Origin of the sequence: Acidovorax kalamii, assembly GCF_002245625.1 — a bacterium.
GTDB lineage: Bacteria > Pseudomonadota > Gammaproteobacteria > Burkholderiales > Burkholderiaceae_C > Acidovorax > Acidovorax kalamii.
This window is the reverse complement of the sequence record NZ_NOIG01000004.1, coordinates 886,727-900,583: the sequence shown is the minus strand read 5'-3', so window position 1 is coordinate 900,583 and position 13,857 is coordinate 886,727. Positions and strand designations below refer to the sequence as shown.

Below are 13,857 nucleotides of genomic sequence, written 5' to 3'. Positions count from 1 at the left end.
GACGCGGCCGGTCACCCCCGGCGTGGCTTGCGCGCCTTGCCCTTGCTGGACTTGCCCGCCACCGCTTTCTTGACCGAGGCCTTCAACGACTGGATGGGCGAACGCGCCGCGCGCTCGCGGGTCAGACCCGCCTTTTCGGTGGCCGACATCGCAGCGCCTTTGTCTGCCTTGCGGCCTCCCGCACGGCCACCAGCCTTGCGCGCACCGCCGCCTGCGCCGTCAGGGCCCACCCCCTTGTCCTTGAGCGCACGGCCCAGCAGCTCCTCGCCCTCGCGCACCAGGCGGAAGTCGATCTTGCGGCCGTCCAGATCCACACGGCTCACCTGCACCCGCACACGGGCACCGATGGCATAGCGGATGCCGGTGCGCTCGCCACGCAGCTCCTGGCGCGCCTCGTCGAACTTGAAGTACTCGCCACCCAACTCGGTGATGTGCACCAGCCCTTCGACGTACATCGCGTCCAGCGTCACGAAGATGCCGAAGCTGGTCGCGGCGCTGACCACGCCGCTGTATTCCTCGCCCAGGTGCTCGCGCATGTATTTGCACTTGAGCCAGGCTTCCACGTCGCGGCTCGCCTCGTCGGCGCGCCGCTCGTTGGCGCTGCAGTGCAGGCCAGCGGCTTCCCAGGCCTGCGTCTCGCGGCTGGGCGGCTTCACGTCTTTGCGTGGCTTGGTGCCAGGCGCGGCCACGCGCGCAGCGAGGCGCTTGGCCAGCTTGGCATGCGCCTCGCCCGGCGTGGGCAGCGCAGGCAGCTTGTACTGCGTCTTGTTCAGAATCGCCTTGATGACCCGGTGCACCAGCAGGTCGGGGTAACGCCGGATCGGGCTGGTGAAGTGGGTGTAGGCATCAAACGCCAAGCCAAAGTGGCCGCTGTTGGTAGGCGTGTAGATGGCCTGCTGCATGGAGCGCAGCAGCATGGTGTGGATCTGCTGCGCGTCGGGCCGGTCTTTGGTGGCCGTGGCAATCGCCTGGAAGTCGCCCGGCTTGGGGTCGTCGCCGATGCTCATGCCCACGGCCATGGCCTTGAGGTAGTTGCGCAGAATCTCCTGCTTCTCGGGCGTGGGGCCTTCGTGCACGCGGAACAAGCCGGGCTGACCGCCCTGCGCGATGAAGTCGGCGCTGCACACGTTGGCGGCCAGCATGGCCTCTTCGATGAGCTTGTGCGCGTCGTTGCGGGTGCGCGGCACGATCTTTTCAATGCGGCCGTTTTCGTCGCAGACAATCTGCGTTTCGGTGGTCTCAAAGTCCACCGCGCCGCGCGCCTGGCGCGCGATCAGCAGCGCGCGGTACACATCGTGCAGGTTGAGCAGGTCCTTGACGCGGTCCTTGCGCTTGCTGGCCTCGGGGCCGCGCGTGTTGGCCAGGATGGCCGCCACCTCGGTGTAGGTGAAGCGCGCGTGGCTGAACATCACAGCCGGGTAGAACTGGTAGGCGTGCACCTCGCCCTTGGCGGTGACCAGCATGTCGCAGACCATGCACAGGCGCTCCACCTCAGGGTTCAGAGAACAGAGCCCATTGCTGAGCTTCTCGGGCAGCATGGGGATCACGCGGCGCGGGAAGTAGACGCTGGTGGCGCGGTCGTAGGCATCGATGTCGATGGCGCTGCCGGTCTCCACATAGTGGCTCACATCGGCAATGGCCACCAGCAGGCGCCAGCCCTTGCTGCGGCCCACCTTGGCGGGCTCGCAGTACACGGCATCGTCGAAGTCGCGCGCGTCTTCGCCGTCGATGGTGACCAGGGGCACGTCGGTCAGGTCCACACGGCGCTTCTTGTCCTGCGCGCGCACCTTGTCGGGCAACTCCTTGGCCTGGGCCAGGCACTCGGCCGAGAACTCGTGTGGCACGCCGTACTTGCGCACGGCGATCTCGATCTCCATGCCGGGATCGTCCACCTCACCCAGCACTTCGGTGATGCGGCCCACGGGCTGGCCGAACAGTGCTGGCGGCTCGGTCAGTTCAACGACGACCACCTGCCCGGGCTTCGCTGCGCCTGTGGCGCCCTTGGGGATCAGCACATCCTGGCCGTAGCGCTTGTCTTCTGGCGCCACCAGCCACACGCCGCTTTCCTGCAGCAGGCGGCCAATGATGGGCTGGGGCGGGCGTTCGATGATTTCGACCACGCGGCCCTCGGGGCGGCCACGGCGGTCCTGGCGCACGATGCGCACGCGCACACGGTCTTTGTGCAGCACGGCGCGCATTTCGTTGGGGGGAATAAAGATGTCGCCTTCGCCATCGTCGCGGATGACAAAACCGTGTCCATCACGGTGCCCCTGCACGCTGCCTTCAATTTCCTGAGACAAATGCGCAACGGGTTGCGCGCCGGGGGTGGTTTTTTTGTTATACAATCTGAGTCTTTCCTGAAATGCCCAGGTGGCGGAATTGGTAGACGCACTAGTTTCAGGTACTAGCGAGTAACATCGTGGAGGTTCGAGTCCTCTCCTGGGCACCAAGTTTAACGAGAACCGGAGACGGTTTTCAAAATATCAAAGCCGCTGCACACACAGCGGCTTTTTTATTTTTCAGGCGACCTGCGCACGCAGACCATGTGCGCACACCAGGCAAGCCACGCCCATTGAGCCAACCGCAGCCTCATGCAGACGCACCATCCGGCTACCACGGTGCACGATGACAAAAGAGTGCCGCAAACAATTTTCAAAAAAATGAGCAACTTGGCCGGAGCCCTCAAAAAACGCTCTATAATTCAAAGCTGATCTGAAAGCCCAGGTGGCGGAATTGGTAGACGCACTAGTTTCAGGTACTAGCGAGTAACATCGTGGAGGTTCGAGTCCTCTCCTGGGCACCAAATACAAAGCCTGCAAGTTGCAAAACTTGCAGGCTTTTTCTTTGCCTGTCTCGCCCCGAAAGACGCGCTTGAACCCCGGCCCCGACGTGCTCAGCACACAAGGGCAAGATCTCGACTACTGAGCCAACCCGGTGGCCGCCGCATCGCCTGCCCGCCCCATCGCCCCGCCAGTCATGTCGGCTTCGCAAAGAAGGCAACTAGCCGTAACAGCCTGCCTGTGGCGCCCAGATATCGCCCTTGTCTTACAGACGGAACTGCGGCACCTTGCTGAAATCCTATTTGGTAGCCATTGAGGCCACCTGGGCGGTCATTGAGACGCCCACCCTTTTTTGTCTCTTGATGACGAGGACTTCATCATGAAACGCCATTCCCTTCCACCTGGAGCACGCGCCGTAGCAGCCTTTCTGGGCACCGTGGTGTTGGCCGTGCTGGCGGCAGTCACCGTGCTGATGCCCGAAGTGGCCGTGCAGTCGGTGGATTCGATGCTGCACCTGCCTGCCGGGCTGGACGAGATTTTGTCCAGCGGCTTGGTAAGCCACTGAGCCACTGCCCCCCTTGCGGCTTGGGCACCACGCCCGACACGCGGGCGTGTGGGTCAAAACAGCAACACCGTAGCAAAAACGATAGCATCAGAGTACCATTCCGCGCTGCACACCTTGATTTTTGGGTGGCATTCAGGAATGGAGGACGATCGTGAACCCACGTTTTCGAATCCCTGCAGACATTCTTCGCTCACTCTTCACCGCCCGTCCTTGGGCAGCACTGGCGCTCCTGGGGGGGCTTGCGGGCTGCTCCAGCCCCCGCGACGGAGCCCTGGAGGAGTTCTCGCGATGGCATGACAACGCGCGGGCCCAGGCCCAGGCAGGCGCGCTCAGCTGGAGCGAGTTGTACAAACAAAGCTTTGACCGCCTCACGGCCCTGCCACCGTCGCTGCAGCAAGACACACGCCTGGAAAACACGGTGCTGCTGCTGTCGATGGCACGCAAATTTGAAGCCAACGAGATCAGCGCCCAGCAATTTGCCGCAGAGCGCAGCGACATCGAGAGCCAGCTGCAGGCGCGCCTGCGCTGAGCCGCTGCACCGCCTACTTCGCCTTCGTAGCGCCCTGCTCCACGATGCCCACGCGGCGGCGCAGTGCTGCGGCGGCTTCCGCATCCCCGGCTGCCTCGGCCCGCTGCACCTGAAGTAGCAACCAGGCCAGCAACGGCCTGCGCCAGCCTTGGGCGGATGCTGTGTCTGTCGCAGCAGCGATCACAGCAGGGCTGGCGCGCCCGGCCTGGAACAACACCCCGGCAGCGACCAGGCGCGAGAGCGGGTCTTCGATGCCCGCCAGCGTGGCGGCTTCGCCCGACGCTGCCACTTTGCGCTGGGCTTCAGGCAGCAATGGCGCCTGCTGCGGCGACACGCGGCCAGCCAGGTAGTCGGCATACGCCTGCTCTGGCGCGGACGCATCCGGGCGCAGCGCTTCAAACCGATCACACGGCGTCACCACCAGGCTGGCCACCTGCGCCGCGCAGCGCATCAACTCCAGCCGAGCCAGCAGGTCAGCGCGGCCGGTGCGGGCCACTTCGGCGCGGGCCCGGTCCCACTCCAGTTGCTCGACGCGCGCATTGCCCGACAGATAGGCCTCGGTGGCCTTGGTGGCGGCCCCCTGGGCGTTCATCTGCCAATCGGGCACCGGGGGCTTGCTGGAGCAGGCCGCCAGCAGCAAGGCGCAGCCCACGGCGGCAAGCCGCCCCTGCACCCGCAGACGAGGAATGGCATATCGCTTCATGGCAGTTTCAGCTCCGTGTCGCGTGCAAAAGGCCATTTGCGGTTGATCTCGTTGACCAGGCTTTCCACCTTGCGCAGGTTGCTCTCCACCTCGGCACGCAGGGCCCCGAGGTCGTTGGTGGCCTCGCGGGCGTTGGCGCCAACGGCCTGGGCTTCGACCAGCACAGCGTCCACCTTCCTGACGCTGGCGCGGGTGTCGGCCAGCAGGCCATTGAGCTGCGCAACGGCCGCGCGCACTTCGGGCACCAACGCGTCCTTGCTGCCGTCGCTGCCCAACACCTGCCGGTCGGCCCGCGCGGCCATGCCATCGAGCCGCGCCAGCAGCGCATTGGTACGCTCCAGCGTGGCGATGATTTTTTTCGCATCGGTCTCGTTGCCCATCAGCACACCCAGCGCGCCCCCGGGGCCATTGAGGCGGTCGGTGAGGGCTTTGACATTGGTCAGACTGTTGCCCAGCGCAGCGTCCGGAGCGGTCAGGGCGTTGAGGTTGGTGAGCAGCTCGCGCGCGGTAGCCATGAGCTGAGGGATCTCGGCCGTGGCATCGCCGCGCAGCACGGGCCGCACGGCGCCATCGGGCAGCGGGTCGTCGGTGAGGATGCCGGAATACGCCCGGATGTTGGTGCCCCCCACCAGCCCCCGCACCAGCGTGAAAACGCTGGACACGCGCAGCCAGTGCGCGTCCTTGCGGGGCACATCGACCAGGATGCGGGCATTGCCGCTATCAGCCAGTTCGATGCGGCGCACCCGGCCAATGGGGAAACCCGAGAACGTCATGTCCATGCCTACCACCACACCTTCGGAATCGTCGGCCGTGAGGACCAGGGTCTGGGTGGGCTCGAACGCGCCCCGCGCATACAGCAGGTACAGGCCCGAACCCACGATGAGCGCCAGCGTGAACAGCAGCAGCGCGGCGGCCTTCAGCTCCAGGTAGGCCACGGGGCGCAGGGTTTCGACGGGCGGCACGCCATCGGCTGCGGTGGGGGGCGTGGGGGTGGGATCGTTCATCGATGCGGGTGGAACAAACCAGTCAGTAATAGTTGCCCATGAGCGAGGCGGTCTCGATCAGCAGCAGCACGGCAAACATGCGGGCCAGGCCACCCAGCTCCGAGTCGGGCTGGGCGCGCTCGCCGCTGTCGTACAGGCCTGCGGCCATGGGGATCAGCGCCACGGCCAGGCTGAAGAACAGGGTCTTGAGCACAAACACCATGGTCACGCTGGGCGAGAACACCTGGCCAAACATGCGCGTGTAGCCAGACAGCCCGGCCATGTTGAAACCATACACGCCCAGGTAGGCCAGCACCAGCGCCACCACGCAACTGAGCGCGGCCAGCGTGACGCAGGCAAACACCCCGGCAATCACACGCGGCAGCAACTCGATGCGCACCGGGTCGGAGCCCTGGCTGCGCAGCGCATCAAACCGCCCCGCCTGCCGCAGGCGCGACAGCTGCGCGCCGTTGGGGATGGTGCAGCGCATGGCCACAAAAAGGGCCGCCGTGAGCGGAATCAGCTCCAGCACCAGCACGCGGATCACCATCTCCAGCGCGTAGCGGGACAGCCCATAGCTCAGCGCCGTGACCACCACGATGCGCGTAAGCACCAGGCTGATGAGCGCCGCCAGCACCGTGAAGCCCAGCAGCACGGGTGCCGTGTCCAGATACAAGTGGCGGGCCAGGGCCCGGCGTGTGCCCTTGCCGTAGCTGGACGGCGACAGCACCAGCACCAGCACCACAGCCCCCAGGTACAGGATGCGCCACCAGGCCACCGCCCAGCGCCGCGCCGTGTTCCACACACGTTCGGGCAGGGAGAGGCCGGGCAGGCGCGAGATCATGGCCGGATCATAGCGGCGGCCTGCACACGGGCGCATGGCGCGCCTGCAGGCACGGGGATACATGCTTTTTTGGGCTCTTCCGCCTGATGGATATGCCTTTCAAGCTATTAAAACAATAGCAATTGCCATCCCCAGGAAACATGCCCTCACACATGGCGCTTGCCCGGCACTGCCGGGGTGGGCAGGGCCACCTGCTGCGCGTCGGCCCGCTCGTGCAGGGCTTCGATGATGTGGCAGGTGGCGTCCGATCCATCGCAGCGGCTGCGCAGGGCGAGCAGGTCAGACTCCAGCGCCTGGAGCTCGGCCAGGCGGGTGCGCACATGCTGAAGGTGGGCATCCAGCGTGTCGCGCGCGGCGTCGCAGTCGGCCTTGCGGCCCCAGTCCAGCGCCAGCAGGGTGCGCACCTCGTCCAGCGACATGTCCATGGCCCGGCACAGGCGGATAAAGCGCAGCCGGTGCACATCGGCGCTGCTGTAGAGGCGGTAGCTGTTGCCCTCGCGTGCGCCGGGGGGAAGGAGACCCTCTTTTTCGTAGTAGCGGATGTTGGCGGCCGACACCCCGGACTGCTGGGCGGCCTCGCCGATGCGGAACTGTGCGGCATGCTGATGCATGGGCTTGACCTTCAAGTGACTTCAAGGTTTCCAATGATGCCATCGCTTTCAAAAACCGCCAGGAGAAGAAATCCATGTCTGCCCATTGCAATCACGACCACCATGACCACGGCGCCCCCGGCCACAGCCACGGCGCGCCCGCTGGCGCCGACCCGCGCTACCGCCGCATCCTGTGGATTGCGCTCCTCGTCAACGCCGCGATGTTTGTGCTGGAGCTGGGCGCGGGCATGCGCTCGGGCTCGGCCTCGCTGCTGGCCGATGCCATCGACTTTCTGGGCGACGCAGCCAACTACGGCCTGTCGCTGTGGGTGTTGGCCATGGCCCTCAGCTGGCGCGCCCGCGCCGCCCTGATCAAGGGCGCCAGCATGCTGGCCTTCGGCGTATTCGTGATCGGCCGCGTGGCCTGGGGCGCATGGCAGGGCATTCCGCCCGAGCCCTTCACCATGGGCGGCGTGGGCCTGCTGGCGCTGGCCGCCAACCTGGGCGTGGCCGTGCTGCTGTATGCCTACCGGGAGGGCGACGCCAACATGCGCGGCGTGTGGCTGTGCACACGCAACGACGCGCTGGGCAACCTCGCCGTGATGGGCGCGGCCCTGGGCGTGCTCGGCACGGGCACAGCGTGGCCCGATCTGGTGGTGGCCGCCATCATGGCGGGCCTGGCCATCAGCGGGGGCTGGAGCGTGGTCCGCCAGGCCCGGCAGGAGCTGGCTGGCACCGCTGCGGGTGCACAACTGCAGGGGTATTGAGCCATGCGCGTGCACCTGTCCACCCCCTTGAACGCGCCGCCCGACTGGGTGGCCGCACAACTGCAAAGCACCGCCGTGTTCCGCCACATCACCGCGCCGCTGGTGCGGTTCAAGCGCCCGGGCGGCGCGCCCTGGCCCGCCCACTGGGCCCCCGGCGACCTGCGCGTGCAGATGTGGCTGCTCGGCCTTCTGCCCATGGGGCCGCAAACCGTGCGCATCTCCATCGAGGCACCCGCGCAGGCCGGTGGCTGGCCCACCCTGCGCGACAACGGCGAGGGCGCGCTGATGCGGCGCTGGGACCACCGCATCACCCTGCAGGCCCTGCCCGATGGCCGCACGCTGTACACCGACGACATCGAGGTCGCAGCCCGCCACCTGCCCTGGCTGATGACGCCGCTGAGCGCAGCCTTTGCCCAGCTGTTCTACCGGCACCGCCAGCGGCGCTGGCGCCAGCTGGCCGCGCAGCACGCGGCAGGCGCCACCACCCCGCCTTGGCAACAACAGGCCGCATTCGACCACCTGCTCGCCGCCTTTGCCCTCGACGCCGGGGCACCACCCACCACGCGCTGGCACTGGCTGGAGGCCGCCCATGTGCTGGGGCAGACCACGCTGTCGCTGCACTGGCGGTCGCACACTGCCATGCTGCGCTATGCCCTGCAACTGCGCGACGCGCGTGAGGCGGCGGGCCAGCTGCTGCGGCTGGCGCTGGTGCCGCTGGGCCATGCGCTGGCACGCCTGCCCATGGGCAACATCGGCCGTGCACGGGTGAGCGCGTTCGCACCCATGGCGCCCCAGCCAGAGATCACCCCGCTGATCGACGAAGCGCTGGCCGCCACGGCGGTGAGCGAAACATTGGATAAAAAATGGCCTCTGCGCTCGACCAGCTTGCCCAAGCAGCTATCAAATGATGAGTAAACCCATGCCACAACGGGGCCCCCGATCCACTGCGACCCTCGCCCGGCACGGCGCCAGAACTTGACGCGCGACAAGCCAGGCATGGGGCTTGCGTGCTCCAATGCGGCGCACGCAAGCCCCCAGCCTTCCTTCGCCGAACATGTCCAGCTCCCCCGCATCCCCTGCCCCGTCCACCCCCAACGCGGCGCCCGCCGCACCGGTGGTGGTGCCCCACAGCCTCACGGAAGACGCCGTGGCGATCTTCACCGGGGTGCTGCTGATCTCGGTGGGGGTGGCGTTTTTCACCAGCGCGGGGTTGCTCACCGGGGGCACGGCGGGGCTGGCGTTTTTGCTGCACTACGCCACAGGCATCGGCTTCGGCAAGATCTTCTTTGTGCTGAACCTGCCGTTCTACTGGCTCGCGCTGCGCAAGCTGGGGCGGGCGTTCACCGTCAAGACCTTCATCGCGGTGCTGCTGCTGTCGCTGCTGACCGAGCTGCAGTCGCAGTTCCTGCAGTTTGCGCAGCTGCAACCGCTGTATGCGGCCATTGCGGGCGGGCTGATCACGGGCACGGGCTTTCTCGTGCTGTTCCGCCACCGCTGCAGCCTGGGCGGCGTGGGCATTGCCGCGCTGTACCTGCAAGACCGCTACGGCTGGCGCGCAGGCAAGGTGCAGATGGCCGTGGACTGCTGCATCGTGCTGCTGGCGCTGTGGACGGTAGAGCCCCTGCGCGTGGCCTGGTCCATTGCGGGCGCCGTGGCGCTGAACCTGGTGCTGGCCATGAACCACCGGCCGGGGCGCTACATGGCGGTGTAGTCCCCCGGCCAAGGGCGGTTGAGCACTCCAAGAAACACGTCTTCTAGGTGGACACCCGCCAGCCCAATGCGCTGTGCAGGCGGTGCTCCAGCACCTCGATGGGCACGGGGCGGCTGAACAAATAGCCCTGCCACAGCGTGCAGCCATGCTGCTCCAGAAACGCCCGCTGCGCCTCGGTCTCCACCCCTTCTGCGATCACGTCAATGCCCAGGCTCTGCGCCATGCCGATGATGGTCTGCACGATGAGCGCATCCGTGTGCTGTATGCCGATGTTGCGCACAAAACTCTGGTCGATCTTGAGCTGGTCCAGCGGCAGCCGCGTAAGGTAAGACAGGGACGACTGCCCCGTGCCAAAGTCGTCCATCGAAAACCCCAGGCCCAGCGCACGCAGAGTGTTCATCTTGGCGATGGTGTCGTCCACGTTGTCCAGCGCCAGGCTTTCGGTCAGCTCCAGCTTCAGGCGGTCGGGCCGCGCACCTGTCTGGCGCAGCACCGTGACCACCTGCTCGATGAAATCGTCCTGGTGGAACTGGCGCGCGCTCACGTTCACGGCCAGCTGCAGCTCGGCGGTGGCGGGGTGGTCCTGCCAGCGGCGCAGCTGCGCGCAGGCGGTCTGCAGCACCCACAGGCCCATGGGCAGGATCAGGCCGGTTTCTTCGGCCAGGGGGATGAACTCGAACGGCGACACCATGCCGCGTGTGGGGTGGTTCCAGCGGATCAGCACCTCGGCCCCCACCACCCGGGTGCCGCACCCCACCTGGGTCTGGTAGTGCAGCGTGAACTGGCCCTGCTCAACGGCCGTGCGCAGGTCGTTCTCCAGCGTTGCGCGGGCGGTGACGGCAGCCTGCATGCGTGGGTCAAAAAAGCGGATGCTGTTGCGCCCGGCGGTCTTGGCGGCATACATGGCCAGGTCGGCGTGCTTGACCACATCCTCCACCGTCTGCCCCTGGCCGCTGAACAGCACGGCGCCCACGCTGGTGGTGCTGTGCACATGGTGCGATGCCAGCTGGTAGGGCTGGTTGAGCGCGGCCAGTATCTTCTCGCCCACGGTCTGCGCCTGTTCGGCCGCGTCGGTGGCCTGGGCGCCCAGGTCTTCCAGCAGCACCAGAAACTCATCACCGCCCAGGCGCGCCACGGTGTCGCCTTCGCGCACACAGCGGGTCAGGCGCTCGGCCACCTGCTGCAGCAGCACGTCACCCATATCGTGGCCCAGGGTGTCGTTCAGGGTCTTGAAATGGTCCAGGTCCAGGCACAGCAAGGCCCCTTGCAGGCCAGAGCGGGCGCCAGTGGCAAAAGCCTGCTGCAACCGGTCCATCATCAGGCGGCGGTTGGGCAAATGCGTAAGCGGGTCGTAGAAAGCCAGGTGCTCGATCTCGCGCGCGGCGGCGGCGCGCTGCGTGATGTCGCTGAGCGTGGCCACGTAGTGGGTCAGCGCCCCGTGGCGGTCCGTCACGGCGGCAATCGCCATGAAATGCAGGTTCACCTCGCCGCTCTTGCAGCGGTTCCACAGCTCCCCTTTCCACTCGCCCGTGCTAGCCAGGCTGGCCCACATGGCGTCAAAGAAAGCCTTGTCATGGTGGCCCGAGGCCAGCAGGCGGGTGCGCTGGCCCATCACCTCGTCGGCGCTGTAGCCGGTGATGCGGCTGAAGGCGCGGTTCGTGCGCAGGATGCGGGTGTCGGCATCGGTGACGATCATGCCCTCCTGCGACTCAAACGCGATGGCGGCAATGCGCAACTCGTTTTCGTCGCGCTTGCGGGCGGTGATGTCCTTGCCCACGCCCCGGTAGCCACAAAACACGCCGTCTGCGTCAAACACCGGCGTGCCGCTGATGGACACCCAGTACGAGTGGCCCTGCCGGTCGTGGCGCTCGAACTCGAAGTCGCGGAACTCCTGGTGGCGCTCCAGCAGCGCGCGGTGCTCTTCCCACTGCGCATCGCTCATGCCCGGCGCAGCCAGCTCCCAGCGCGTCTTGCCCATGTGCAGCGACGCCTCCTGCACCAGCCGGTCATCGGCACGGCCTTCCACATGCGTGAGGCGAAACTGCGCGTCCTGCTCCCAGTACCAGTCGGACGACAGCGCCGTGAGGGTGCGAAAACGCGCCTCGTTGTCCTCCAGCTTGCGGCGCACGCGGTACGACTCGCTCACGTCGCTGAAGACCAGCACCACGCCCACGATCTGGCCCTGGGGGTTGCGGATGGGGGCTGCGCTGTCGGCGATCTGGTACTCGGCCCCGTGGCGCGCAAGCAAGGTGGTGTGGTTGCTCAGCGCCACCACCTGGCCTTTGTCCATCACCTGCTGCACCGGGTCCACCTGGGGTTCGCGCGTGCTGGCGTTGACGATGCGGAACACATCGGCCAGTGGCTGGCCCAGGGCCTGTGCCAGCGGCCAGCCGGTCAGGCGCTCGGCCACCGCATTCATGCGGGTGATGCGGCCCTGCGCATCGGTGGCCACCACAGCGTCACCAATGGAATGCAGAGTGATGGCCAGATTCTCCTCGCTCTGGCGCAGCTCGGCCTCGGCGTTCTGGCGGGTCAGCGCCATGCGGTCGAAGCGGCGGCCCAGCTCGGTCAGCTCCTGCAGCCCCGTGGCGGGCGCGCGCGACACATAACGCCCCTCGGCCAGCTCGTCGGTGGCGTGCAGCAGGCGCTGCAGGGGCCGTACCACGCCACGCTGCACGCCCACCTGGGCCACCACCACCGACACCAACAGCCCGGCCAGCAGGAAGGCCATCTCGGTCCACATGCGCTGGTTGGCGGCGGCATACAGGTTTTCCAGCGGCACCGTGAGGCTCATGGTCGCCACCGGTCTGCCGCCCGCCTCGATGAGGGGCTGGAACACCACCAGCTCTGGGGCGCCGTCGGCACGCGTGCGCAGGCGCTGGCCCTGCGGGGTTTGCAGCACCATGGCGCGGAACTCGCCATCGGCGAACGGGGCGCCCAGCTCGCTGGCTTCGGGCGGGTAGCGGGCCAGCACGCGGCCATCGGGGTCCGACACCCGGGCCACGGCCCCGTCGGGCAGGCCCAGGTCGGTGAGCCGCAGGCTCCACCATTCCAGCGACACCACGGCCACGGCCGCCCCCACCACGTCCTGCGTGCCCGCCGGGATCACCGGGTAGGCAAAGTTGACGCTGGCCACCTGGGCGGCGCGGTCCACCTGGAAGCTGCCCACGGCAAAGTCCCGTCCGGTGATGGTCTGCTGAAAGTACGGGCGGTTGGCCACATTGACCGGTGCCTTCAGCGGGCGGGCATTGCACAGCAGATCGCCGTCTGCACGCGGCACACCGATGTTGACGTACGTGGTGTTGAGCGACAGCACCTCGGCCAGGTAACGGCCACATTCGGGCGCTGCGGGGTCGCGCACCTGCGGCATGGCGGCCAGTTGCTGGAGAAACTGCCGCGTGTTCTGGATCAGGCGCTGCTGGGTGCCAGCCACCGAATGCAGCGTCTGCAGCGCGCGGGCTTCTGCCGCCGCAATCGCGTCGGCGCGGTGGGCCCGGGCCTGGTAGACGACCAGCAGCACGGCTGGCAGCGTGGCCCACAGCACCAGCCAGCGGATCCGCGCGGGCAAGGTGCTCCACATTCCTGCAACCCAGGGGTGCATACCGACCTTTCTGTGCTAGACAAGGAAAGAAGGCTGGCGCGCTGGTCCGCCGCAGGCCACAACCCGTAGGCCGCACCCCGCAGCGGACATGTTTTGTTGCATGTTAGCGCCCCCCGCCCCGGCCGTCCTCCATTGTTTGCGCAGTTCGGCCAGCGCTGCCGGGAGGAGAAAAGTCCGCGCACAGGGGAACCAACCCTTTGCGCGCCGTATCATTGGCAGATGCGTCGCGGCCTCTCTCTTTTGCTGATGGTGGTGCTGGTCCTGCGGGGCCTCACCGGCACCGCCATGGCCGCCGGGGTGTTGCCCCCGCTCCAGTCCCCAGCCGCACCACACAGCCACAGCCAGGCCGATACCGCCCGTGCCGCCGCCTCCCACACCCCGGCCGAGGCCCATCAGGCTCCCTCTGCCCCCCATGGCGCACATGGCTCACACCACGGCAGCCCCCCGCCCCCCGAGAGCACGGCCACAGAGCCCGAAGCCGAACACGACCACCACGATCACGACCATGACCACGCCTTGGCGGCCCCAGCCGCTGCCGATGCGGTCGCGTGCAATGGCGCCAGCACCGGCTGCGCCGCCCACGAACACCACGCCAGCGCCTGTTCGGCCTGCGAGATCTGCCATTCGGCCATGCTGGATGTGCCCGCAGCGCTGATCCCGGTGCACCAGCCCCCCGGCCCCCTGCGCGCCCTGAGCACGGCGCCATTTGACAGTGCCCCGGCGGCACTGGCCATCAAACCACCCATCGCCTGATCTCCGACGCCCGAAGTGCGTCTGCACCGCC

12 protein-coding genes and 2 tRNA genes are annotated in these 13,857 nt (G+C 67.2%); 8 read left to right on the top strand and 6 right to left on the bottom strand.

Translation table 11 applies throughout. The annotated features are described in order from the left end of the window. Positions 1-11: 11 nt before the first annotated feature. Positions 12-2,345 carry a ribonuclease R gene (gene rnr / locus CBY09_RS07235; RefSeq protein ID WP_094287812.1) on the bottom strand — a complete coding sequence of 778 codons (2,334 nt, stop codon included), beginning with the start codon at positions 2,343-2,345 and terminating at the stop codon, positions 12-14. 19 nt (positions 2,346-2,364) lie between these two features. On the opposite strand from rnr, the gene CBY09_RS07230 reads away from it, so the two are divergent. The 4 genes from CBY09_RS07230 (at position 2,365) to CBY09_RS07215 (ending at position 3,874) form a co-directional block, all read left to right on the top strand. Further along, positions 2,365-2,449: transfer RNA gene (locus CBY09_RS07230), tRNA-Leu, on the top strand. A gap of 269 nt (positions 2,450-2,718) precedes the next feature. Further along, positions 2,719-2,803, top strand: a tRNA-Leu gene (locus CBY09_RS07225). A gap of 356 nt (positions 2,804-3,159) precedes the next feature. After that, positions 3,160-3,345, top strand: a complete 186-nt coding sequence (locus CBY09_RS07220) for a hypothetical protein (protein WP_094287810.1) — start codon at positions 3,160-3,162, stop codon at positions 3,343-3,345. A gap of 151 nt (positions 3,346-3,496) precedes the next feature. After that, on the top strand, positions 3,497-3,874 hold the full coding sequence (locus CBY09_RS07215) for a hypothetical protein (RefSeq protein WP_240515610.1): 378 nt from the start codon (positions 3,497-3,499) through the stop codon (positions 3,872-3,874). Positions 3,875-3,887: 13 nt separating this feature from the next. Here CBY09_RS07215 and CBY09_RS07210 read toward each other — a convergent pair whose 3' ends face one another. The 4 genes from CBY09_RS07210 to CBY09_RS07195 all read right to left on the bottom strand — a co-directional run bounded on the left by CBY09_RS07210 (position 3,888) and on the right by CBY09_RS07195 (position 7,015). Then, positions 3,888-4,577, bottom strand: a complete 690-nt coding sequence (locus CBY09_RS07210) for a hypothetical protein (RefSeq protein ID WP_094287808.1) — start codon at positions 4,575-4,577, stop codon at positions 3,888-3,890. Further along, positions 4,574-5,581 (bottom strand): MlaD family protein, encoded by a 1,008-nt coding sequence (locus CBY09_RS07205; protein WP_094287806.1) that lies wholly within the window; start codon positions 5,579-5,581, stop codon positions 4,574-4,576. Before CBY09_RS07205 ends, CBY09_RS07210 begins: the two co-directional genes overlap by 4 nt. 22 nt (positions 5,582-5,603) lie before the next feature. Next, complete coding sequence (locus CBY09_RS07200; RefSeq protein ID WP_094288118.1) at positions 5,604-6,404, bottom strand: MlaE family ABC transporter permease; 801 nt, start codon at positions 6,402-6,404, stop codon at positions 5,604-5,606. 146 nt (positions 6,405-6,550) lie between these two features. Next, positions 6,551-7,015 carry a Cd(II)/Pb(II)-responsive transcriptional regulator gene (locus CBY09_RS07195; protein ID WP_094288116.1) on the bottom strand — a complete coding sequence of 155 codons (465 nt, stop codon included), beginning with the start codon at positions 7,013-7,015 and terminating at the stop codon, positions 6,551-6,553. Positions 7,016-7,089: 74 nt separating this feature from the next. On the opposite strand from CBY09_RS07195, the gene CBY09_RS07190 reads away from it, so the two are divergent. The 3 genes from CBY09_RS07190 (at position 7,090) to CBY09_RS07180 (ending at position 9,472) form a co-directional block, all read left to right on the top strand. Then, positions 7,090-7,761: a cation efflux transmembrane domain-containing protein gene (locus tag CBY09_RS07190; RefSeq protein ID WP_205734105.1), complete on the top strand. Its 672-nt coding sequence runs from the start codon at positions 7,090-7,092 to the stop codon at positions 7,759-7,761. Between the two features lie 3 nt (positions 7,762-7,764). Further along, on the top strand, positions 7,765-8,676 hold the full coding sequence (locus CBY09_RS24040) for a DUF3703 domain-containing protein (protein ID WP_240515609.1): 912 nt from the start codon (positions 7,765-7,767) through the stop codon (positions 8,674-8,676). Between the two features lie 139 nt (positions 8,677-8,815). Further along, the gene (locus CBY09_RS07180; protein WP_094287804.1) at positions 8,816-9,472 is read left to right on the top strand and encodes a YitT family protein; all 657 of its coding nucleotides are present in this window, start codon (positions 8,816-8,818) and stop codon (positions 9,470-9,472) included. A gap of 43 nt (positions 9,473-9,515) precedes the next feature. On the opposite strand, the gene CBY09_RS07175 is transcribed toward CBY09_RS07180, so the two are convergent. Then, the gene (locus CBY09_RS07175) at positions 9,516-13,073 is read right to left on the bottom strand and encodes an EAL domain-containing protein (protein WP_240515608.1); all 3,558 of its coding nucleotides are present in this window, start codon (positions 13,071-13,073) and stop codon (positions 9,516-9,518) included. 219 nt (positions 13,074-13,292) lie between these two features. Between CBY09_RS07175 and CBY09_RS07170 the strand changes: the two genes are divergently transcribed. Next, a complete protein-coding gene (locus CBY09_RS07170) occupies positions 13,293-13,826 on the top strand; it encodes a hypothetical protein (RefSeq protein ID WP_133066248.1) in 534 nt (177 codons plus the stop codon). Positions 13,827-13,857: the final 31 nt, after the last annotated feature.

Bases quoted from the DNA above. Each gene is read 5' to 3' on its own strand.
- CBY09_RS07170 (WP_133066248.1), top strand. From the start codon at position 13,293: ATGCGTCGCGGCCTCTCTCTTTTGCTGATGGTGGTGCTGGTCCTGCGG.
- CBY09_RS07180 (WP_094287804.1), top strand. From the start codon at position 8,816: ATGTCCAGCTCCCCCGCATCCCCTGCCCCGTCCACCCCCAACGCGGCG.
- CBY09_RS07210 (WP_094287808.1), bottom strand. From the start codon at position 4,577: ATGAAGCGATATGCCATTCCTCGTCTGCGGGTGCAGGGGCGGCTTGCC.
- CBY09_RS24040 (WP_240515609.1), top strand. From the start codon at position 7,765: ATGCGCGTGCACCTGTCCACCCCCTTGAACGCGCCGCCCGACTGGGTG.
- CBY09_RS07220 (WP_094287810.1), top strand. From the start codon at position 3,160: ATGAAACGCCATTCCCTTCCACCTGGAGCACGCGCCGTAGCAGCCTTT.
- CBY09_RS07175 (WP_240515608.1), bottom strand. From the start codon at position 13,073: ATGCACCCCTGGGTTGCAGGAATGTGGAGCACCTTGCCCGCGCGGATC.
- CBY09_RS07195 (WP_094288116.1), bottom strand. From the start codon at position 7,015: ATGCATCAGCATGCCGCACAGTTCCGCATCGGCGAGGCCGCCCAGCAG.
- CBY09_RS07205 (WP_094287806.1), bottom strand. From the start codon at position 5,581: ATGAACGATCCCACCCCCACGCCCCCCACCGCAGCCGATGGCGTGCCG.
- CBY09_RS07200 (WP_094288118.1), bottom strand. From the start codon at position 6,404: ATGATCTCGCGCCTGCCCGGCCTCTCCCTGCCCGAACGTGTGTGGAAC.
- CBY09_RS07190 (WP_205734105.1), top strand. From the start codon at position 7,090: ATGTCTGCCCATTGCAATCACGACCACCATGACCACGGCGCCCCCGGC.